Genomic DNA, 21,245 nt, shown 5'->3' with positions numbered 1-21,245 from the left:
TACAAAGAAAAGATTTTTTTTGAGTCTATCGTAAAAAATAAAAAATATAATTTTTTTTCAATAAAAGTTTGCAGGATTGAAAAATAGGTGTACTTTTGCAACCGCAATACAGAAGTAAACATGCTTCTATAAGCAAAAATGGCACTGGCCTATGGTGTAATGGTAACACAGCTGATTTTGGTTCAGTCGTTCTAGGTTCGAGTCCTAGTAGGCCAACTAAAGACCTCCTAAGTAATTAGGAGGTCTTTTTTATTTAACTCTTTTACTTAAAACCTAATAAAATGTTAAAGTTTTAAAAGGGGTATTTGATTATGAATAAGTTAGGTTGAAAAGGATAAAAAGTGCAAAAATATTTTTGGTAATTTGCGTAAATGTGCTAGATTTGCAATCGCAATACAGAAGTAATAACGCTTTTAAATGCAAAAGGTAATGGCCTATGGTGTAATGGTAACACAGCTGATTTTGGTTCAGTCGTTCTAGGTTCGAGTCCTAGTAGGCCAACAAAAAGACCCTCTGAGAAATCAGGGGGTTTTTTTTATGTTTTTGCTAACAAGAAAAAAAAGTTTAATTTGCTAAATGCTCTGATATGTAGTAGGATAGTAATTAGTGATGTTGAAGTATTGTAAATCGAAGCAGGATAATTTGCAGACTAATAAAAAGATTGTATATTTGCCCCTGGTAAGTCCTACACGACCAGCTCCTGTAGAATCCTCCAGGGTGGGAACGCAGCAAAGGTATATGGTTGTAGCGGTGCGATGTAGGTAGCTTACCATTTATAATCTCCTTGTTTTGGGATTTTTTTTGTTTGCTTTTGTGAGCTACAAAATGGAAAAGTTTGATTTTTCGAACCGACTACAAAAATTACTGCTTATTTATGTTTGCTTTTTAATATAGCATGTTAGGTGTTACCTGGCACTGATATCATATAATTCCCTCAAAGGTATATATAGTTTAAATGTACTCTTTAATTCTATTTTTGATTCGCAGACGGAAATCTATTTATTTAAGTGTAATAGCTCTGACTTTAAAATATTTCTAATAAATTTTTAGTCTTTAACTTTTTAAGATTACCCATTGAATCTTTGATTCAAGAAATGCAATTTCTTTCTTTAACTTATTTTTTTTTATATAGCAGGATTATCTTCCAAGGAATTAAATCTTTTTTGTAAGAGTTTTTTAATTCACCGTAATAGTAATAGGAGTGAGATTTTTTTTACTTTCTGGGGATGCTCATCGTAGATAATGCTGTGTTTTTTCATCCTATATAATAACGTACAAATTTTTGCTCTGATATTGGATTTTTTTAGTTAACCAACTTACACCGTTATACTTTTGGATTTCTAAAAAAAGCCCCAAAAAGGAATAATTTTTTTGGGGCATGTCTATTTATGCTTGTTTTTTAAACAGTTCCTTTGAAATCGGCTTTTCTTTTGTCTAAAAATGCTGTTGTTCCTTCTATAAAATCCTCTGTTTCGAAGCACTCACCAAATCCTTTAATTTCTTCATGGTAACCATTAACGCCATCTTTGTAATTAGCATTTACGGCTCTTATGGCTTTGGCTATGGCCGTTGAAGAATTAGAGGCTATTTTAAGAGCTATTTTTCTTGTAAAATCTAATAGCTCTTCGCTTGATCTTACGTGGTTTACTAATCCAATAAGTGCCGCTTTATCTGCATCAATCATTTGAGCGGTCATAATCATTTCCATTGCAATGCCTTTTCCTACTAATTGTGCTAATCTTTGAGTTCCACCATATCCTGGAATTAGGCCTAGGGTAACTTCAGGTAAACCCATTTTTGCATTTAAAGAAGCAATTCTAAAATGACATGCCATTGCTAGTTCTAATCCTCCTCCTAGTGCAAAACCATTAATGGCTGCAATTACAGGTTTAGGAAAATTTTGTACATAGTCAAATAAAAGCTCTTGACCTTTAGCTGCTAGTTGAGAACCTTCACTCACGTTAAAACTTGAGAATTCTTTAATATCAGCACCAGCTACAAATGATTTTTCTCCGCTTCCGGTAATGATAACAACCTTAACATCCTTGTCTATTTCCAATGCTTTAAAAGCTTCATGTAATTCTTCAATAGTTGCCTTGTTCAATGCATTTAGCTTGGTAGGTCTATTAATGGTAATGGTAGCTATTTGCTGGTCAATACCTATTAAAACGTTTTCAAATGTCATAACTAATATTTTTATCTGTTGTGATTATATAAATTAAATGGGTAGCTAATCTTATATTTTACAAGGGAGCTACTGAATCAAAAATAAGTAAATTTATTTACAGTAAAGAATATTATATTTTTTTGTTTTTAGAATCACGTAGTGCTTTATATAGTTTGATTCCTGTCATCAATAAAAAGGATAATGATAAAAGACCTAAAAGTCCAAAAATCCAATTAAAAGTGCTTTTTAAAATAACAATAAAAACTATGGCAAATAAAATAAGTGTCGCTCCTTCATTCCAAATTCTAAAAAAGGTTGAAGATTTATTTAATTTATCATTTTTAATTAAGTTTACATAGGTGTTACATCTTAAATGATATAAAAATAGAAGGAATACGAAAAACAGCTTTATATGCATCCAAGGTTGCGTTAATAAACTTGGATTCAAATAAATAAGGGTAACTCCACATAATGTTGTTATTATGCATGCTGGCCATGTAATTATATTCCAGAGCCTAGTAGTCATAATCTTGTACTGATCTTGTAGAATACTTTTAGCTGGTTGTTGTAAAGTATTGGCTTCGCTATTGTACACAAAAAGTCTTACGATATAAAACAATCCTGCAAACCAACATACCATAAAAATAATATGGAGTGCTTTAATGTATAAATACGTCATTTTTAATTATTTTGCCATTGTTTTATCCATGTCACTAATGCATCAACCCAAAGGGGATCTTCATTTAAACAAGCAATAGTCTTAAACTCTTGCCCTCCCTTAGTTAAAAAATCTTCTTTGGCTTCCATGCCAATTTCTTCTAGAGTTTCTAGACAATCTGCGACAAAAGCAGGAGTTACAACAGCTAACCTTTTGATACCATTTAACGCAAGTTTTTCAACCGTAATATCTGTAGCTGGCTGTAGCCATTTATCGGGGCCAAGTCTACTTTGAAAGGAGTTTGTTGTCTTATTATTAGGAATATCTAAGTATTCAATAACCTGTCTGGTTGTTTCTAGACATTGATGACGGTAGCAAAACTCATGTGCAGCTGATTTTGTAACACAACAACTCATGTCCATTTTACAATGTGCTTTGGTTATGTCTGATTTTCTTATATGTCTTTCAGGTACGCCATGATAAGAAAATAAAATATGATCATAATCAAAATTTTCTAGCTGATTTTTTATAGAGTTGGCTAAAGCTTGTATGTACTCTTGTTTATTGAAAAATGCCGGTAAACTGGTTAAAGTTATATTCGGATATTTCTTACTTATTATTTGTTTGGCCAATACCTCTATGGTTTGGGTGGTTGCCATTGCATATTGTGGATATAGGGGAATCATTAGAATTTCAGTGACACCTTTTTCATGTAATTCTTTAATGCCATTGGCAATAGAAGGTTGACCGTATCTCATAGCTAGTACTACGGGAATGTCAACTTTTTCCTGAACTTTTTTAGATAGATTTTTAGAAATTACCATTAAAGGAGAGCCCTGAGGCCACCAAATCTTTTGGTAGGCTTGAGCTGATTTTTTCGGACGTGTATTTAAAATGATTCCCTTTACCACTAACGCTCTTAATAGGTAAGGTAAATCAATTACTCGTTTGTCCATTAAAAATTCATCTAGATAGGGTTTAACATCTTTAGGTGTTGGGGATTCTGGTGAACCTAAATTGACTAATAATATACCTTTCATGCGATTTAGTTGTTTGCGGTTAATGACATTAAATATTTTTTAGGGGTAGTTCCAAATTTCTTTTTAAAGGCAGCAATAAAATGACTTGAAGTACTATAACCTATTTTGGTACCAACTTCATTTACATTGTAATTTCCTTGGTCCAGAAGTTTTCTTGCATATTCCATTTTATAATCAAATAAAAAACTAAAGACTGAATCTCCGTAGATTTGCTTAAAACCGAGCTTGAGCTTTTTAATATTAATTCCTACTTGATCAGCTAATTCCTGTAAAGTAGGCGGTTCTGCCATTTTAGCAATGATGATATCTTTAACTTGTTTGATTTTCAATACATCGTCTTCATCGGAAAGAAAGGGGCAATTCTCAATATTAAGGTCTTCATTTTTATTGAACAGTAAACTCAATAATTCATAGGTTTTCCCTGTGTAATACAGATTCTTTATAGACGAATGCATATTAAAATTAAACATTTGACTTAGGACAATGGCCATCTGTGGAGAAATTAATTCCTCTTGATAATATTTTTTGTTTTTATTTTCTTGTGTTAAAAACCCTATGAATTCTGCTTCACTAGAAAATAGGGAATGAAATTTTTTAATAGAAATTAAAACACATATAAAGCTTGAATTACTTGTTAAATCAAGATGTAGGGGCAATTGTTTTTGAGGGTTGTAAAGCAACAAAGATTTCTCTGCTTCTAAGGGTAGAGAATAAGCGCCTTGGTTGAAAATAAAAACACCTTGACCTTTTAAACAAAAATAGAACTGGATCATATCGGTTTCCATTTCTTTTTTAAAGGTAAAGTTTTTTGTGTCGTTGTTCTCTAATCTTACAATGGTAAAATGGGTATCAATTAAAATTTCTTCTATTGGACTCATAGCGTTGTTTTTAAAATCTATTAGATTATCAGCGTTGTTTGTTTATTTAGAAACAGTCTAGATAAGTTATTTCTAAAGCCTTGGTAATTGGGCAAATTTACTGTATTATAATGAAATAAAAACATAAATTTTACTTTTAACCTCTGACGATATAAATAGTCCTTCTAGCGTTGTTTTAGTTGGTGCTTTAATTCTACATTTGTATACTTTTTAGAAATAAGGTTGTTCAATGGAAAAAATAGAAGGGTTAAAGTCGCCAACTTTTTATGCTGTAGGATTGAGTTATAAGAAAGCAGATGCATGTATTCGTGGAAAATTTAGCTTAAATGACCAATCCAAGAATGATCTATTGCTTCAGGCTAAAAACTCTAATATAAATAACCTTTTGGTTATATCAACGTGTAATAGAACGGAGATCTATGGATTTGCTCAACATCCTTTCGAGTTAATTAAATTAATTTGTGATCATAGTGCCGGAAGCATAGATGAGTTTACATCTTGTGCTTATGTGTTGAAAAATAAGCAAGCCGTTGCACATCTGTTTAATGTTGGATGTGGGTTAGATAGCCAAATTTTAGGAGATTTTGAAATCATTAGTCAAATTAAAAATAGTTTACTACTCTCCAAAAAATATGAAATGGCTAATAGTTACTTAGAGCGATTAGTAAACGCTGTGATTCAAGCTAGTAAACGTGTTAAGAATGAAACCAAAATATCTAGTGGTGCTACCTCCGTGTCTTTTGCTGCTGTACAGTATATTATGGATGCTATCTCACAGATTGGGGATAAGAATATCTTGTTATTTGGTACAGGTAAAATTGGTAGGAATACATGTGAAAACCTTGTGAAACACACTAAGAACAGTCATATTACACTAATTAATAGGACCAAAGAAAAAGCACAAGAAGTAGCGGGAAGATTTCATGTAATCGTGCAAGATTATGCAAACCTACAAGAGCATCTTCATCAAACCGATGTATTAGTAGTTGCAACTGGAGCTTTACAGCCTACCATAGAACTACAAATGTTATCTAAAACGAGAAAGATCCTCATATTAGATTTATCTATACCAGCCAATGTCGATAAAAATGTACTGAACAACCCTAATGTGGAATTAGTACATTTGGATTATCTGTCAAAAGTAACAGATAAAACCTTGGAAAAAAGGAAGCAATATATTCCTTTGGCTGAAGAAATTATAGCTCAAGTGATGGATGAGTTTTTGACTTGGGCACAGATGCGAAGATTTGCACCAACAATAAATGCTCTAAAAAGTAGGCTCGAGCAAATAAAAGATGGTGAATTAGACTATCATCGAAAAAAAATGGAGAACTTTAATCCCGATCAGGCCGAGGTCATCTCTACTAGGATTATTCAAAAGATTACAACTCATTTTGCTAATCACCTTCGACAAGAAGATACAGTAGTTGATCAAAGTATAGAGTGGATCGAAAAAGTTTTTCAATTTCAAACAAATTACAATGAATAAAACAATAAGAATTGGTACAAGAGATAGTGAATTAGCTTTATGGCAAGCCAATACAGTAGCAAAATTATTGCAAAAAAATGGCTTTAAAACAATGTTAGTTCCGGTGAAATCTACAGGAGATTTAAATCTAGATAAGCCACTTTATCAAATGGGAATAACTGGGATTTTTACAAAAACTTTGGATATAGCTATGATTAATAACCAAATCGATATTGCTGTACATTCAATGAAGGACGTGCCAACAGCTCTACCACAAGGTATTGTTCAAGGAGCGGTGTTAAAAAGAGCCAATACGCAAGATATTTTAATCTACAAAAATGATGACTCATTTTTATCTAATGATCTTAGTTCGACCATAGCAACTGGTAGCTTGCGAAGACGTGCACAGTGGTTACATAAATATCCAAATGATAAAATGGTTGACTTACGAGGCAATGTGATCACTCGCCTAGAGAAATTAGAACAAAGTAATTGGCAAGGAGCTATTTTTGCAAGTGCAGGATTGGATAGAATAAAAAGAAAACCTAAGAATTATATTAATTTGGATTGGATGGTGCCAGCCCCAGCACAAGGAGCCATGTTAGTTGTTGTTAATGCAGATAACGATTTTGCAATGCAAGCAGTTTCTTTGTTAAACGACTACGAGGCTGAAATGACAACGCATATTGAACGTCAATTTTTGCGTACTCTTGAAGGTGGGTGTACAGCACCTATAGGAGCCCTTGCATCTTACAATGAGCAAGACGAATCCATCGATTTTAAAGGTGTTTTATTTTCATTAGACGGACAAATTAAACATGAAATTGTTAAGAAAGTTGATATAAAGCAATGGAAGAAGTTAGGTTTTTTTGCTGCAAAAGAACTTTTTGAGCAAGGAGCAGATCAAACAATGGCTGAATTGCGAGATCAATTGAAAAAATAATATGAGCAAAAAAATCACTGTTTTATCCACTAGGAAATTGCAAAAAAACAATTTAGAGATAATAAAAAACAGCTCTTTAAATTGGATTCAAGAAGACTTTATTAGCCTTGAATATGCTGGATTTTGTATTGAGGAACTACAGGATTATTTACTTTTTACAAGTCAAAATGCAATCTTAAGTGTAATACATACCGAAGGAGAGGATTTTTTTAAAGGTAAAAAAGTTTTCTGTGTTGGAATCAAAACTAAACAGATGCTTGAAGCATTAGGTGCTTTAGTTTATTCTTGGGCGCACTATGCCGAAGAATTATCTAAGCAAATAATTCAAAGTTTTAGAGAGGTTCGAATTACATTTTTTAACGGGAATTTACGTCGAACTACCCTAGTTGATGCTTTTAAAAAGCATGGAATATTTTACCAGGAAATTCAAGTATATAAGACGGTTTTACAGCCAATCTCTTTAAAAGAACCTATCCAAGGGCTTTGTTTTTATTCACCTTCGGGGGTGAAAAGCTTTTTGGTTAATAATAGCATAACAGATCAAGTTTGTTTTTGTATTGGCCATACTACTAAACTAGCCTTAGAAGGTATTACCAATAATATAGTTTTAGCATCTATACCAACCGTTGAGCAGACAATCAAAGCATGTATAGCTTTTTATAAATAATGGTCTAAAAGAAATAATGGACTACTTTAAAATAAACTAAAATGATTAAAAACGATTTATTTTTACGTGCTTTAAAAGGCGAAACTGTGGAAAGGCCACCAGTTTGGATGATGCGTCAAGCAGGTAGATATTTACCCGAATTTCGCGTTTTGCGTGATAAATATGATTTTTTTACACGTTGTAGAATACCTGAGATCGCTGCGGAGATTACAGTGCAGCCTATTGATATTGTACAGCCAGATGCTGCAATTTTATTTAGTGATATTTTAGTTGTACCTCAGGCAATGAATATACAAGTGGAGATGAGAGCTGGTGTAGGGCCTTGGTTGCCAAATCCAATACGTGATCCACGAGATGTCGATAATGTGATAGTTCCTGATATTCAGGAAACATTAGGTTACGTTATGCAGGCTATAAAAGTAACTAAGCAAATGCTAGATCAGCGAGTTCCATTAATTGGTTTTGCTGGTTCACCATGGACTATATTTTGTTATGCAGTTCAAGGTCAAGGATCAAAGAATTTTGATTTAGCAAAAGCTTTTTGTTTTGAACATCCCGAAGCAGCGCACCGTTTATTGGAGAAAATAACGCAAACAACGATTTTGTATCTAAAAGAAAAGGTAAAGGCTGGTGTAGATGCGGTGCAAATTTTTGATTCTTGGGGCGGGATGTTATCACCTACAGATTATCAAGAGTTTTCATGGAAATATATCAATCAAATTGTAGAGGCTTTAGCGGAGATTACACCAGTTATAGTTTTTGGAAAGGGGTGTTGGTTCGCTTTACCTGAAATGGCTAAATCTAAAGCTTCTGCTTTAGGAGTAGATTGGACTTGTTCTGCAAAAAACGCAAGGTTGTTTACCAATGGAGAAATTACTTTACAGGGTAATTTTGATCCAAGTCGTTTAATGTCACCCATACCAACAATAAAAAAGATGGTGCATCAAATGATTGATGAATTTGGTAAAGATAAGTATATTGTAAACCTTGGTCATGGTATTTTACCATATATCCCGGTAGATCATGCTAAAGCATTTATTGATGCTGTAAAGGAGTATGAATTTAAATAATATTTACAAGAAAAATATTTATGCTAAATAAAACCACTAAAAGCGAACAGGAAAGACGATTAGATGCCATTGTAGCAAGTTTAATCACAATCGACTTTATTCCAGGATTAAATGAAAACAAAGATCTGATTAATCAAGAATTAACTAAAATAGGTTTGCAAACCGAGATCTTAGAAAAAATGGATGCCACAGAATTAAAAGACCACTTAGTTAAGTTTCAATTAGGTTGGAATCATATGGAAGTTTTTGCAGATTTTTTAGTTAAATATTCAAGTCCTAAGCTGTGCTTTAAAAACAAAGCAAAATATATCTATGAATATATTCAAAGCAATAGCAAGGCTTTTTCTTTTGAGATTATGAATAAACTAGCTCAATTGTAAAAATAAATAGAAAGATTACAGAGAGATAAATAATGATGAAAGAAAAATTTTATAACTATATTCAAAACCTGCAAGAAACGATTTGTCAAGCTTTAGAGCAAATAGATACAAAGGGTAAATTTGTACAAGATTTGTGGGAGAGAGAACAAGGAGGAGGAGGAAGAACTCGAGTATTACAGAACGGTAAAGTATTTGAAAAAGCGGGTGTTAATATATCAGCTGTTGATGGTGATTTACCTACTAGTTTACAACAATATTTTAAGGTAGCAGAGGTTGATTTTTTTGCCTGTGGATTAAGTTTAGTAATTCATCCTGTAAGTCCAATGGTGCCAACTGTTCATGCTAATTGGAGATATTTTGAGATGTATGACAAACAAGGCAATACGATTAAAAGCTGGTTTGGTGGTGGACAGGATTTAACTCCTTATTATTTGTTTGAGCAAGATGTAGTTCATTTCCACCAGGTTTGTAAACAAGCCTGTGATAAACATGATTTATCTTTTTATAAGGATTTTAAACAACAGTGCGATCAATATTTTTGGAACTCTCATCGCAGTGAGGCAAGGGGAGTTGGTGGACTTTTCTTTGACCGCTTAGAACAAACCCAAGAATTTAGTTTGCAAGATAGATTTGAGTTTGTTAAACAAGTAGGAGATAGTTTTCTACATGCATATCTTCCCATTGTAGAAAGAACCAAGGATTTGGAATTTGAACAAGAACAAGTTAATTGGCAACAAATACGAAGAGGACGTTATGTGGAGTTTAATTTAGTACATGATAAAGGTACTTTATTTGGACTGAAAACCAACGGGCGTATGGAGTCGATTTTAATGAGTCTACCTCCGGTGGTGAAGTGGGTTTATGATCATAAGGTGGAAAATAATTCGGCTGAGGCTGAATTGCTAAAGGTCTTAAAATATCCTAAAAACTGGGTTTAGTAAAGCAAAATATAGTAAATTTATAAAATATAACCAAAATAGGTTAACGATAAAAATAGAATTATGTTTCCAATTCAAAGAGGCAGAAGATTACGAACAAATCAATCTATTAGAAGTCTAGTTAGAGAAACTACTTTGAGTACTTCTGATTTTATGTTTCCAATGTTTATTGTTCCCGGTAAAGGTGTATGTGAACCAATTCCATCTATGCCCGGCATGTTTAGACGTTCCATTGACTTAACGGTTAAAGAAGTAAAGGATTTGTTTAATTTGGGAATAAAAGCAGTTAATATTTATGTTAAGGTACAGGATGATTTAAAAGACAATGTTTGTGCGGAGGCTTATAACCCAAATGGATTGATGCAACAAGCCATAAGAGCCATTAAAGACGCTTGTCCACAGATGGTAGTTATGCCTGATGTAGCCCTGGACCCTTATTCGATTTATGGACATGATGGAATTATAGAAAATGGGCAAGTTATTAATGATCCAACGGTGGATGTTTTAATGAAAATGAGTGTGTCTCATGCCCAGGCTGGAGCTGATTTTGTTGCTCCTAGTGACATGATGGATGGTCGTGTTGCTCGTATTAGACAAGCCCTTGATCAAAATGGATTTGTCAATGTTGGGATTATGAGTTATGCCGCAAAATATGCGTCAGCTTTTTATGGTCCTTTTCGTGATGCATTAGATAGTGCGCCAAGAGAAGATAAGGAAATTCCAAAAGATAAAAAGACTTATCAAATGGATTATGCTAATCGTTTAGAAGCTATCAAAGAAGCATTATATGATGTTGAAGAAGGTGCCGATATTTTGATGGTTAAGCCAGGAATGGCCTATCTGGACATTGTTAGAGAAGTTAAAAATGCAGTGAATGTTCCCATATCAGTTTATCAGGTTTCAGGTGAATATGCTATGGTTAAGGCTGCAGCGCAAAAGGGCTGGCTTGATCATGATCAAATTATGATGGAACAGTTAACTTGTATAAAAAGAGCAGGTGCAGATATTATCTCTACCTATTTTGCCAAAGAGGCAGCCATTATCTTAAACAAGTAATCAAACCAAATATTAATATTAAAAATAACAGATTATGAAAAAGACTATTTTATTAGTTTTCTTTATTTTTAGCTTTGTTTTACTAACTGGATGTGGTGATAAAAAGGAAGATAATCTTCAAGAAAAGGCTCCAGAGCGTGTAGTTCAAACTCAAAAACAAAAGTTGGAATTAGGTAAAGATATTTTTAATGGTAAAGGTAATTGTGCATCATGTCATTTGGCAGATAAAGCAGTAATTGGACCTAGTATAAAAGATATACTAAAAGTATATGATCAACACAATGCAGATATTATTGTTTTTTTAAAAGGGGAAAGTCAAGCAATTGTAGACCCATCTAAATTTGTTTTAATGCAACCTAATTTAGAAATAACAAAAAAGATGTCTGACAACGAATTACAAGCGCTTTTAGCTTATATGAGAACAATGTAATTTCCTTGTTAATAAAAGCACTATTAAAAAAGCAGGTCTTCAAAATTATTTGAAGACTTGTTTTTTTTTAATAATCAGCCTGTTAAGAAGATTTTAATGACGTTTTATGTCTTTTCTTATCGAAAACATATCGTTTTAATGTATAGTTATTTATTCACTTTAAAGATTGATTCTTTAGAATATTATATGCTAAAAAAATGTTCTAGATAATGATTAATGGTTAAAGGTTTGTTTAATATGCTTATTTGGAAGCGTTCTTTTGTATGATGTGGGGTATATTTATTAACTTTACTGAAGTTAATATAAAAGAAACAGAACACTATGGATTTCATATATCAAGATCCGTATCCAATATTAAAGGACGATACGCAGTATAAAAAAATTTCTTCCGATTTTGTAAAAATAGAAAAGTTAGGTGACCGTGAAATATTGGTAGTAGACCCGAAGGCTTTAGAGTTAATTGCAGAGGTGGCTATGACTGATGTGTCGTTTATGTTAAGAACTTCTCATTTAGAAAAGTTGAAGGCTATTTTAGACGATCCAGAAGCTACAGGAAATGATCGTTTTGTTGCATATAATTTACTTCAAAATGCTGTGGTATCTATAGATGGGGAACTTCCTTCTTGTCAAGATACTGGTACGGCAATTGTTGTGGCTAAAAAAGGAGAGGATGTTTATACTGGATCAAATGATGCTTTATGTTTGTCCAAGGGTATTTTTAATACCTATCAAAAAAAGAATTTGAGATATTCGCAGATTGTTCCAATTAGTATGTTTGAAGAAAAAAATTCAGGCTCTAATTTACCTGCGCAAATTGATATTTACGCTACGCAAGGATCTCAGTACGAATTTTTGTTTTTAGCAAAAGGAGGTGGATCAGCTAATAAAACTTTCTTATATCAGAAGACAAAGTCTTTGTTGAATGAGAAAAATCTAACAGAATTTATTAAAGAAAAAATAAAAGATTTAGGGACCTCAGCATGTCCTCCGTATCACTTAGCACTTGTCATTGGTGGAACATCAGCCGAGGCTAATCTAGCAGCGGTAAAAAAAGCTTCGGCAGGATATTACGATAATTTGCCAACCAGTGGTAATATGGGTGGACAGGCTTTTCGTGATATTGAATGGGAGAAGAAATTGCAATTAATTTGCCAGGAATCTCAAATAGGAGCACAATTTGGAGGAAAGTATTTTACGCATGATGTACGTGTTATCAGACTTCCACGTCATGCTGCTTCTTGTCCGGTTGGTTTAGGAGTTTCCTGCTCTGCAGATAGAAATATTAAGGCTAAGATTACAAAAGAGGGATTGTTTGTTGAACAATTAGAAACTAACCCTGCTCGTTTATTACCAGCAACTCCTCCTCATTTAGACAAGCCAGTTGAGATAGATTTAGATCAACCAATGGATCAAATTTTAGCAGAACTTTCTAAATATCCGATAAAAACTCGATTGATGTTAAATGGTACTGTGATTGTTGCTCGTGATATAGCACATGCTAAAATTCAGGAAATGCTTGATAATGGACAAGAAATGCCAGAGTATTTTAAAAACCACCCGGTATATTATGCAGGACCTGCAAAGACACCTGAGGGTATGGCTTCGGGAAGCTTCGGTCCTACTACAGCAGGTAGAATGGATCCATATGTAGATTCTTTCCAAAGTGTTGGAGGTAGTATGGTTATGCTGGCTAAAGGGAATCGATCTAAAGATGTAACCAATGCATGTAAGAAACATGGTGGGTTTTATTTAGGTTCTGTAGGAGGTCCTGCGGCGATATTAGCCAAAGAAAATATTTTAAGTGTAGAGGTTGTAGATTTCCCTGAATTAGGTATGGAGGCTGTTAGAAAGATTGTGGTGAAAAATTTCCCAGCATTTATTATTACAGATGACAAAGGAAATGACTTTTTTGAAAATTTAGAATAATATTACATAATGAATTTATAAAAAAAACCGATTTTAACGAATCGGTTTTTTTATGCATTAAAATAACAAAGTTCTTTGTAGATAAAACTTTAGTTTTTTTTAAAGCCAAGGTGATATTAAAAGATTATGGTTTTCAAACAAAAGAATTAACTTTGCAGCATGCAAAAGGATAAAAAAGATATTAGAAGCCTTACTAAAGAACAACTACGTGAGTTCTTTGTGTCTCAGGGAGATAAGGCCTTTAGAGGTAATCAAGTATACGAGTGGCTATGGAGTAAAGGAGCTCATAGCTTTGAGGATATGACTAATTTGTCAAAGACAACTCGTGATATGCTGCACGCAAATTTTGTTATTAATCACATTCAAGTGGATAATATGCAAGTAAGTACAGATGGAACTATTAAAAATGCTGTTAAACTTCATGATGGATTAATTGTGGAGTCTGTACTTATTCCAACTAAAACAAGAACAACAGCTTGTGTTTCTTCTCAAGTAGGATGTAGTTTAGATTGTGAGTTTTGTGCTACTGCTCGATTAAAGCGAATGCGTAATTTGAATCCTGATGAAATTTACGATCAGGTCTTAACAATTGATAAACAAAGTCGTGCAAATCATAACATTCCTTTATCTAATATCGTTTTTATGGGTATGGGAGAACCTTTGATGAATTATAACAATGTGCAAAAAGCTATTGAAAAAATTACATCTGAGGAAGGCTTAGCAATGAGTCCTAAAAGGATAACAGTTTCTACATCGGGATTACCAAAAATGATAAAAAAGTTAGCGGATGATCAAGTTAAATTTAAATTAGCTGTCTCTTTACACTCTGCAATTGAAGAGATTCGTAATAGGATAATGCCTTTTTCAAAGAACTTTCCTCTAACCGAATTAAGAGATTCCTTACAATACTGGTATTCAAAGACTAAAAGTCGTGTAACATTTGAATATGTAATTTGGAAGGATATTAATGATGACAAAAAATCTATAGACGCTTTGGTGAAATTCTGTAAGTATGTCCCATGTAAGGTTAATTTAATAGAATACAATCCAATTGATGATGGTGATTTTCAGCAAGCTACTGAAAAAGCTACTCAGGATTATATCGATGCCCTACAAGCTAATGACATAACTGTTGTAGTTCGTAGAAGCCGTGGAAAAGATATTGATGCGGCCTGTGGACAGCTAGCAAATAAGTCTTGAGTTTATAGATATTTGTTGATTGAAACTTACTTTAGAAATACTTTTGTTTATCCTATTGGAAATGAGTATTTTTAATGGCAAGTCGCACAAAAAAAAGGGGATTTAAGACAATGAATATAGTACAGGAAATACAACGCCCTATCTTACAAGAAATGGAGCTTTTTGAAAAGAAGTTTCACAAATCAATGTCTAGTAAGGTTGCTCTTTTAAATAGAATAACTTATTATATTGTTAACCGTAAAGGTAAGCAAATGAGACCTATGTTTGTTTTTTTGGTTTCTAAAATGATTAACCATGGGCAGGTAAATGAAAGGACTTATCGAGGAGCTTCTGTAATTGAGTTAATTCATACGGCAACTTTGGTTCATGATGATGTTGTAGATGATAGTAATAAAAGACGTGGCTTTTTCTCTTTAAATGCTTTGTGGAAAAATAAGATTGCGGTTTTAGTAGGAGATTATCTTTTATCCAAAGGGCTCCTATTGTCGATTGATAATAATGATTTTGATCTTTTGAAAATCATATCGGTAGCTGTGAGAGAAATGAGCGAGGGTGAGCTTCTGCAAATTGAAAAAGCTAGAAGACTTGATATAACCGAACAGGTGTATTATGAAATTATTCGACAAAAAACAGCTACTTTAATCGCTGCCTGTTGTTCAATAGGTGCTGCTTCAGTTAGACCAGAAGACCAGCAGATTATAGAAAAGATGCGTTTGTTTGGTCAAATTATAGGTATGGCTTTTCAAATAAAAGATGATTTATTTGATTATACCGATGGTCCAATTGGCAAACCTACAGGTATTGATATAAAAGAACAAAAAATGACCCTGCCATTGATTTATGTTTTGAATCAGGCTGATTCTAAAGATAAAAAGTGGTTAATTAATTCTGTCAAAAATTATAATCACGATAAAAAAAGAGTGAAGTTAGTTATCGATTTTGTTAAGAAAAATGGAGGACTAGAGTATGCCACTAATGTGATGATAGATTACCAAAAACAGGCATTAGAAATATTGGAAGAGTTTGAAGATTCACAATATAAAGATGCTTTGAAAATGATGGTCAATTACGTGATAGAACGAAAAAAATAACACGGTAACAGTTACAATTAACTTTATATTAAAAAAATATGATTTCTAAAGCAACTATTGATGCTGTATTTGACGCTGTTAGAGTAGAAGAGGTAATTGGCGATTTTGTAAACTTAAAAAAGTCAGGAAGTAATTTTAAAGGACTTAGTCCTTTTGTTAATGAAAAAACACCTTCCTTTATGGTTTCTCCTGTTAAACAGATTTGGAAAGATTTCAGCTCTGGTAAAGGTGGCAATGCAATTACTTTTTTAATGGAACATGAGCATTTTTCATATCCTGAAGCTATTCGATTTTTAGCAAAAAAGTATAATATAGAAGTTGAGGAAACAAAGCAAAGCGATGAACAAAAGCAAATCGCTAATGAGCTAGAAAGTATGTATGTGGTTAGTGAATATGCCAATAAATATTTTCAAAGAACCTTATTAAATACCGAGCAAGGTAAAGCCATTGGATTGAGTTATTTTAAAGAAAGAGGTTTTACTCGAAAAAGTATAGAAACCTTCGGACTAGGATATTGTCTAGATACTTGGGATGCTTTTACTAAAGAAGCTTTAGCCAAGGGCTATTCGTTAGAATTTTTGGAAAAAACGGGCTTGAGTATCGTAAAGCAAGAAACTAACAGGCAATACGACCGATTTAAAGGTCGAGTAATGTTCCCTATCACCAGTATGAGTGGGCGTGTTTTAGGTTTTGGAGGTCGTATTTTAGTAAATGATAAAAACGCGGCTAAATATTTAAACTCTCCCGAGAGTGATATCTATCATAAAAGTAAGGTGCTTTATGGGATTTCCCAAGCAAAGTCCGAGATTGCTAAGAAAGATAATTGCTTTATTGTGGAAGGTTATACCGATGTGATTCAAATGCATCAGAGTGGAATTCAAAACGTAGTAGCTTCTTCAGGTACAGCCTTAACAGTGGATCAGATCCGCTTGGTTAATCGTTTAACAAAGAATATAACTATGTTGTTTGATGGGGACCAAGCTGGAGTTAGAGCAGCTATTCGTGGTGTAGATTTAATTTTGGAGCAAGGAATGAATGTTCGGGTTTGTCCACTACCCCAGGGAGAAGACCCCGATAGTTTTGCGAGAAAACATAATCAGGAACAATTAGATAAATATTTTGAGCAAAATTCTGTTGATTTTATTCAGTATAAGGCTAATTTATTGATGGGTCAAACCAAGAATGATCCTATTAAGAAGGCTGAGTTAATTAGAGATATGGTGTCAAGTATTTCTAAAATTCCCGATTTAATTCAAAGAGAAATTTATGTGCAAGAAACGGCCCGTATTATGGAGATATCCGAAGAGGTTATCTTTAGTTCTTTGGCGCAAATAACAAAAAAAGAATTATTAGAGGCTAATAAGAAGTTTATAGATAATCAAAAAAATCTTCAAGTTGTTCATAGTACCCAAAGTCAGAAAAAACCAAAACAAGATCCAATTTATTTATTGGAACGTAAGATTATTGAAATATTACTTCTTTATGGAAATACGACCGTGGAATTTAATGAATTAGTATATCAGACAAATCAAGATAATGAAATTATTCAAGTCGAGCAAAAGGTTGAACAAAAGGTATATGAAAGGGTTTATCTCTCATTACAAGAAGACGAGGTGTCCTTTAGTAACGATTTATTTAAAACCATTTACCAAGATATCATACAAAACTTTATGCTTGGGGATTGGAGTTTAGAAAATTATTTAAGAAAGCTTTCTCCGGAATTATCAAATGAAGTGACTAGTATTATTATGGAAGATGAAAAGGAGATTTTACATAATTGGGAAAGTCAAAATATTTTTGTAAAACAGAAAAATCAAGGTATAGAGCAGTATGTTTCGGAGACCATTTTAACCCTTCGAATGTATTTGGTGAATAATATTATTGCAAAATATCGTGAGAAATTGAAGGATTCAGATCAAAAAAGAATAACTGAAATGCTTGCAGTTATAATGGATTATACTACTTTGATGAATACATTTTCCAATAGACTTGGTCAGGTGATCTCCCGTTTTAAACAGTTGGATTAAAAACATAACAAAGAGAGATAAACCACTAACTTATATTTTTGTTTTTATAAAAATTCTTTGGGAATCTCACAAATTGGAATAGGATTTATTTTATGTTGGTTATTCCTATTTAGTTTTGTAAATATTTCAAAGACAATTTTTTCACGTCCTTGAAAATCTTCAGGTATTGCTCCATTTTCAAAGGCAATCATTGCTTTTTCTAGCTCGGGATAACTAGCACCTAATTGATCTTCATCACTACGATCGTCTCCAAAAAGGCCATCGGTTGGTTTGGCATGTATAATACTGGGAATTACATTTAGGTATTCAGCTAAAGCATTAACTTGAGACTTCATTAAGTCTGCAATAGGACTAATATCAACACCTCCATCTCCGTATTTGGTGAAAAAGCCAACTCCAAAATCTTCAATTTTATTTCCTGTACCCACAACAAGTGATTGTGTTATACCTGCATGATAATACAAAGTAGTCATTCTTAAGCGTGCTCTGGTATTTGCTAATGTAAGATTTAAGAGCTCTGTGTTGTCACTACTAGGGAGTATTTGAGTTAGGGTATCAAAGCTACTTGTGAGATCTGTCTGAATGCTAGTTACGTTTTTGAAGTTTTCTTTGAGTTTTGCGATATGTTCTTTGGCTCTATTTTGCTGGGAGTGTTGTTGATGTATTGGCATTTCAACACATAATACTGGTAAATCGGTTAAAGCACATAGACTTGATACTACGGCCGAATCAATACCTCCGGATATACCAACTACTAAGCCTTTCACATGCGCTTTGTAAGCATAATCTCTAATCCAATTCACAATATGTTTGCTTATGGCTTTACCTTGGAAGTTTTTATTGATCATTTTATTTAATTTATGGCTATTAAAGGTATCTTTATATCTTTGTAATGTTCGATTTAATACAAATATGTATGTTTTGTAAATTTAGTAAAATATCTATATTTAATGTTTTAGTTTTGATTTTTTTGTTGACAAGTTGTAATTCTAATAAGAGTGAATTAGAAAAGCAAATTGAACAAATTCCTATCGAAAGTGAGATTGTGCGCTTTGATCAAATTTTCTTTCAAAGCCCATTGGATAGTTTGGATATAATAAAAGGTCAATTTCCTTATTTTTTCACAAGTAATCTAGAAGATAATTTTTGGATAGCGAAAAAGCAAGATAGCCTTTTTGGTGAATTAAATAAAGAGGTTAATCGTGAATTCAAAGATTTGGAGGTACTTAATTTGGATTTGATTAAGTTTTTCCAACATGTCAAATATTATTTTCCGGATCAAAGTTCAAGCAAGAAGGTTATTACTTTGGTATCCGAAGTTGATACGCAGGCAAAAGCAATTTATGCGGATACTCTTGTGTTAATTTCTTTAGATACTTATTTAGGTCAGGATCATAAATTTTACTCTGGTTTTGCACATTATTTAAGGCCAGAGTTTAACAAAACAAGTATTCTACCTGATTTAGCTAGAAATTTTGTTATGCAAAATATGAAGGCTCCAAATGATCGTACTTTTATATCAAGTATGATTTTTCAAGGAAAAATACTCTATGGGCAAGAATTGTTATTACCTTGGGTAGATAAGAATTTATTAATTGGATATACACCTGAGCAAATTCAATGGTGTGAGGATAATCAACAACAAATCTGGCGTTATTTTTTGGAAAATGAGTACTTATTTTCTAGTGATAGTAAATTAGCAAAGCGTTTTGTTGATCCAGCACCTTTTTCCAAATTCTATTTGGAGATAGACCAGCAAGCGCCAGGTAAAGTAGGTGCATGGATAGGATGGCAAATTGTGGATTCGTATATGAAAAATAATAATGTAACTTTGCAAGAGTTATTGAATAGTAGTAATGAGGATATTTTTCAAAAATCAAAATATAAACCTAAGAAATAATGAGTAAGAATTACGTTTCTGATATAAATATTAGAGTAGAATTAGATGAGAATCGCGTACCAGAAAAAATTTTATGGAATGCAAAAGATGGCGGAGTTGAAGCTGCACGTGCCAAAGCTATGTTACTTTCTATTTGGGATGATAAAGCACAAGAGACCCTTCGAATTGATCTTTGGACTAAAGATATGCCTGTGGATGAAATGAAGAAGTTTTTTCATCAAACATTAGTGGCAATGACAGATACTTTTGAAAAGGCAACGCAAGATAAAAAGATGGCTGATACAATGCGCGATTTTTGTGATTATTTTGGAGAGAAAACAGAAGTTTTGAATAACAAATAAAAAAAGCGATCAATTGATCGCTTTTTTTATTCTATCATTAAATTGCAGCCTCTGATATCGGAGTTGTCAAATCTTCCAAGGATTTCAAAGGTGCCATCATCAAATTTTTTGCCTAAATCTTGAGTAGCTATAAAACTGCAGGAGTTAAAATTAGCTAAATCAATTACATTTACCCCACCAGTTTTATTGTTTTCAATGGTTTTAAAAGGATCTTCTGTATCCCTTATTATTATCTCCATCCAAGGCGGCGTATCAAATATGCCATCTCCTAAAGAATAGGCCTGAGATAAAAGCTCTGTCATTCCATATTCACTATGAATTTTATCTACACCAAAACCTTGACAAAGCTTCTGGTGAAGTTCCGTTCGTATCATCTCTTTACGCTTGCCTTTCATTCCACCGGTCTCCATAACAATGGTATTATGCAAATCAAACTGCTCCAATTCTATTAGGTCAAGTAAGGCATAACTAACACCAATAAGCAGAATATTCTTACCTTGCTTATCAAGATCTTTTAATACTTTGGCTAGTTCACGATAATTATCCAGATAAAAACCACTGTGCGGGTTATTTGAATGTTTTATTAAGTCGTCTACCATATATACAAGTGAAGAACCTTCTCTTTGTAAATAAGAAGGTAGAAGGGCTAGGACAACATAATTTTCAATATTACCATAAAAATACGAAAAGGCATTTCGAAAGCTTTCTATATAAAAATTCAAATCACTCACATGGTGTTTACTAGTGACTACGCCCGTTGTGCCACTACTTGTAAAGGTAATTTCTATGGGATCTTTACAGGATAAAACGTCTTTGATTTTAAAGAATTCTATGGGTAAGAAAGGAATATCTAACAAATTTTTTACCTGTAAGGGGGTCTTGTGTAATAAATCGCAGAATTGCTTGTAAACAAGATTATTTTCATATTGGTAGCGATATACTTTCATGGCTACTTTATGAAATTCCTTTTTAGTCTGAATCTGGGTTATTTCCTGTGGTGTAAACACGATTTTAATTTTTTTTCAAAAGTACAAATAAAAATAGCATCAATTCATTGATGCTATT

Annotated in this window: 20 protein-coding genes, 2 tRNA genes and 1 other RNA gene; 17 read left to right on the top strand and 6 right to left on the bottom strand. The window is 33.0% G+C overall.

Annotation, left to right across the window (positions count from 1 at the left end; genetic code table 11):
- The first annotated feature begins 145 nt into the window (after nucleotides 1-145).
- The 3 genes from ACYSNV_RS07320 (at nucleotide 146) to ffs (ending at nucleotide 775) form a co-directional block, all read left to right on the top strand.
- Nucleotides 146-216: transfer RNA gene (locus ACYSNV_RS07320), tRNA-Gln, on the top strand.
- Between the two features lie 214 nt (nucleotides 217-430).
- Nucleotides 431-501, top strand: a tRNA-Gln gene (locus tag ACYSNV_RS07315).
- A 175-nt stretch (nucleotides 502-676) separates the two neighbouring features.
- An RNA gene (ffs, locus tag ACYSNV_RS07310) (signal recognition particle sRNA small type) lies at nucleotides 677-775 on the top strand.
- A gap of 624 nt (nucleotides 776-1,399) precedes the next feature.
- Here ffs and ACYSNV_RS07305 read toward each other — a convergent pair.
- From ACYSNV_RS07305 to ACYSNV_RS07290, 4 genes are all read right to left on the bottom strand, one after another.
- Nucleotides 1,400-2,185: an enoyl-CoA hydratase/isomerase family protein gene (locus tag ACYSNV_RS07305; RefSeq protein WP_461761906.1), complete on the bottom strand. Its 786-nt coding sequence runs from the start codon at nucleotides 2,183-2,185 to the stop codon at nucleotides 1,400-1,402.
- Between the two features lie 112 nt (nucleotides 2,186-2,297).
- A complete protein-coding gene (locus tag ACYSNV_RS07300; protein ID WP_461761905.1) occupies nucleotides 2,298-2,846 on the bottom strand; it encodes a CopD family protein in 549 nt (182 codons plus the stop codon).
- 2 nt (nucleotides 2,847-2,848) lie between these two features.
- The gene (gene hemH, locus ACYSNV_RS07295; RefSeq protein WP_461761904.1) at nucleotides 2,849-3,865 is read right to left on the bottom strand and encodes a ferrochelatase; all 1,017 of its coding nucleotides are present in this window, start codon (nucleotides 3,863-3,865) and stop codon (nucleotides 2,849-2,851) included.
- 5 nt (nucleotides 3,866-3,870) lie between these two features.
- The gene (locus ACYSNV_RS07290; RefSeq protein ID WP_461761903.1) at nucleotides 3,871-4,743 is read right to left on the bottom strand and encodes a helix-turn-helix transcriptional regulator; all 873 of its coding nucleotides are present in this window, start codon (nucleotides 4,741-4,743) and stop codon (nucleotides 3,871-3,873) included.
- Nucleotides 4,744-4,972: 229 nt separating this feature from the next.
- Here ACYSNV_RS07290 and hemA point away from each other — a divergent pair, with 229 nt between their 5' ends.
- From hemA to dnaG, 12 genes are all read left to right on the top strand, one after another.
- Complete coding sequence (gene hemA / locus ACYSNV_RS07285) at nucleotides 4,973-6,232, top strand: glutamyl-tRNA reductase (RefSeq protein WP_461761902.1); 1,260 nt, start codon at nucleotides 4,973-4,975, stop codon at nucleotides 6,230-6,232.
- Entirely contained in the window at nucleotides 6,225-7,154 is a 930-nt protein-coding gene (gene hemC, locus ACYSNV_RS07280) for a hydroxymethylbilane synthase (RefSeq protein WP_461761901.1), read from the top strand. The genes hemA and hemC overlap by 8 nt, the downstream gene beginning before the upstream one ends.
- A gap of 1 nt (nucleotide 7,155) precedes the next feature.
- Nucleotides 7,156-7,821 (top strand): uroporphyrinogen-III synthase, encoded by a 666-nt coding sequence (locus tag ACYSNV_RS07275; RefSeq protein WP_461761900.1) that lies wholly within the window; start codon nucleotides 7,156-7,158, stop codon nucleotides 7,819-7,821.
- A 41-nt stretch (nucleotides 7,822-7,862) separates the two neighbouring features.
- A complete protein-coding gene (gene hemE / locus ACYSNV_RS07270) occupies nucleotides 7,863-8,891 on the top strand; it encodes a uroporphyrinogen decarboxylase (protein ID WP_461761899.1) in 1,029 nt (342 codons plus the stop codon).
- Nucleotides 8,892-8,911: 20 nt separating this feature from the next.
- Nucleotides 8,912-9,271, top strand: coding sequence for a hypothetical protein (locus ACYSNV_RS07265; protein WP_461761898.1), 360 nt, complete (start codon nucleotides 8,912-8,914; stop codon nucleotides 9,269-9,271).
- Nucleotides 9,272-9,306: 35 nt separating this feature from the next.
- Entirely contained in the window at nucleotides 9,307-10,209 is a 903-nt protein-coding gene (gene hemF / locus ACYSNV_RS07260) for an oxygen-dependent coproporphyrinogen oxidase (protein WP_461761963.1), read from the top strand.
- 63 nt (nucleotides 10,210-10,272) lie between these two features.
- Nucleotides 10,273-11,265: a porphobilinogen synthase gene (gene hemB, locus ACYSNV_RS07255; protein ID WP_461761897.1), complete on the top strand. Its 993-nt coding sequence runs from the start codon at nucleotides 10,273-10,275 to the stop codon at nucleotides 11,263-11,265.
- Between the two features lie 34 nt (nucleotides 11,266-11,299).
- Entirely contained in the window at nucleotides 11,300-11,695 is a 396-nt protein-coding gene (locus ACYSNV_RS07250; RefSeq protein ID WP_461761896.1) for a c-type cytochrome, read from the top strand.
- Nucleotides 11,696-12,016: 321 nt separating this feature from the next.
- Nucleotides 12,017-13,621: a fumarate hydratase gene (locus ACYSNV_RS07245; RefSeq protein WP_461761895.1), complete on the top strand. Its 1,605-nt coding sequence runs from the start codon at nucleotides 12,017-12,019 to the stop codon at nucleotides 13,619-13,621.
- A 159-nt stretch (nucleotides 13,622-13,780) separates the two neighbouring features.
- Nucleotides 13,781-14,821: a dual-specificity RNA methyltransferase RlmN gene (gene rlmN, locus ACYSNV_RS07240; protein WP_461761894.1), complete on the top strand. Its 1,041-nt coding sequence runs from the start codon at nucleotides 13,781-13,783 to the stop codon at nucleotides 14,819-14,821.
- 110 nt (nucleotides 14,822-14,931) lie between these two features.
- The gene (locus ACYSNV_RS07235; RefSeq protein WP_461761893.1) at nucleotides 14,932-15,912 is read left to right on the top strand and encodes a polyprenyl synthetase family protein; all 981 of its coding nucleotides are present in this window, start codon (nucleotides 14,932-14,934) and stop codon (nucleotides 15,910-15,912) included.
- Between the two features lie 38 nt (nucleotides 15,913-15,950).
- A complete protein-coding gene (gene dnaG, locus ACYSNV_RS07230) occupies nucleotides 15,951-17,939 on the top strand; it encodes a DNA primase (RefSeq protein ID WP_461761892.1) in 1,989 nt (662 codons plus the stop codon).
- A gap of 44 nt (nucleotides 17,940-17,983) precedes the next feature.
- Here dnaG and nadE read toward each other — a convergent pair whose 3' ends face one another.
- Complete coding sequence (nadE, locus tag ACYSNV_RS07225) at nucleotides 17,984-18,787, bottom strand: NAD(+) synthase (protein WP_461761891.1); 804 nt, start codon at nucleotides 18,785-18,787, stop codon at nucleotides 17,984-17,986.
- Between the two features lie 68 nt (nucleotides 18,788-18,855).
- On the opposite strand from nadE, the gene gldB reads away from it, so the two are divergent.
- Entirely contained in the window at nucleotides 18,856-19,839 is a 984-nt protein-coding gene (gene gldB, locus ACYSNV_RS07220; RefSeq protein WP_461761890.1) for a gliding motility lipoprotein GldB, read from the top strand.
- Complete coding sequence (gldC, locus tag ACYSNV_RS07215; protein WP_461761889.1) at nucleotides 19,839-20,180, top strand: gliding motility protein GldC; 342 nt, start codon at nucleotides 19,839-19,841, stop codon at nucleotides 20,178-20,180. Before gldB ends, gldC begins: the two co-directional genes overlap by 1 nt.
- 26 nt (nucleotides 20,181-20,206) lie before the next feature.
- Here gldC and ACYSNV_RS07210 read toward each other — a convergent pair whose 3' ends face one another.
- Nucleotides 20,207-21,187: a LuxE/PaaK family acyltransferase gene (locus ACYSNV_RS07210; protein ID WP_461761888.1), complete on the bottom strand. Its 981-nt coding sequence runs from the start codon at nucleotides 21,185-21,187 to the stop codon at nucleotides 20,207-20,209.
- Between the last annotated feature and the right edge of the window lie 58 nt (nucleotides 21,188-21,245).

The organism is Myroides sp. LJL119 (assembly GCF_054871605.1).
This window is presented reverse-complemented; position numbering and strand designations above follow the sequence as displayed.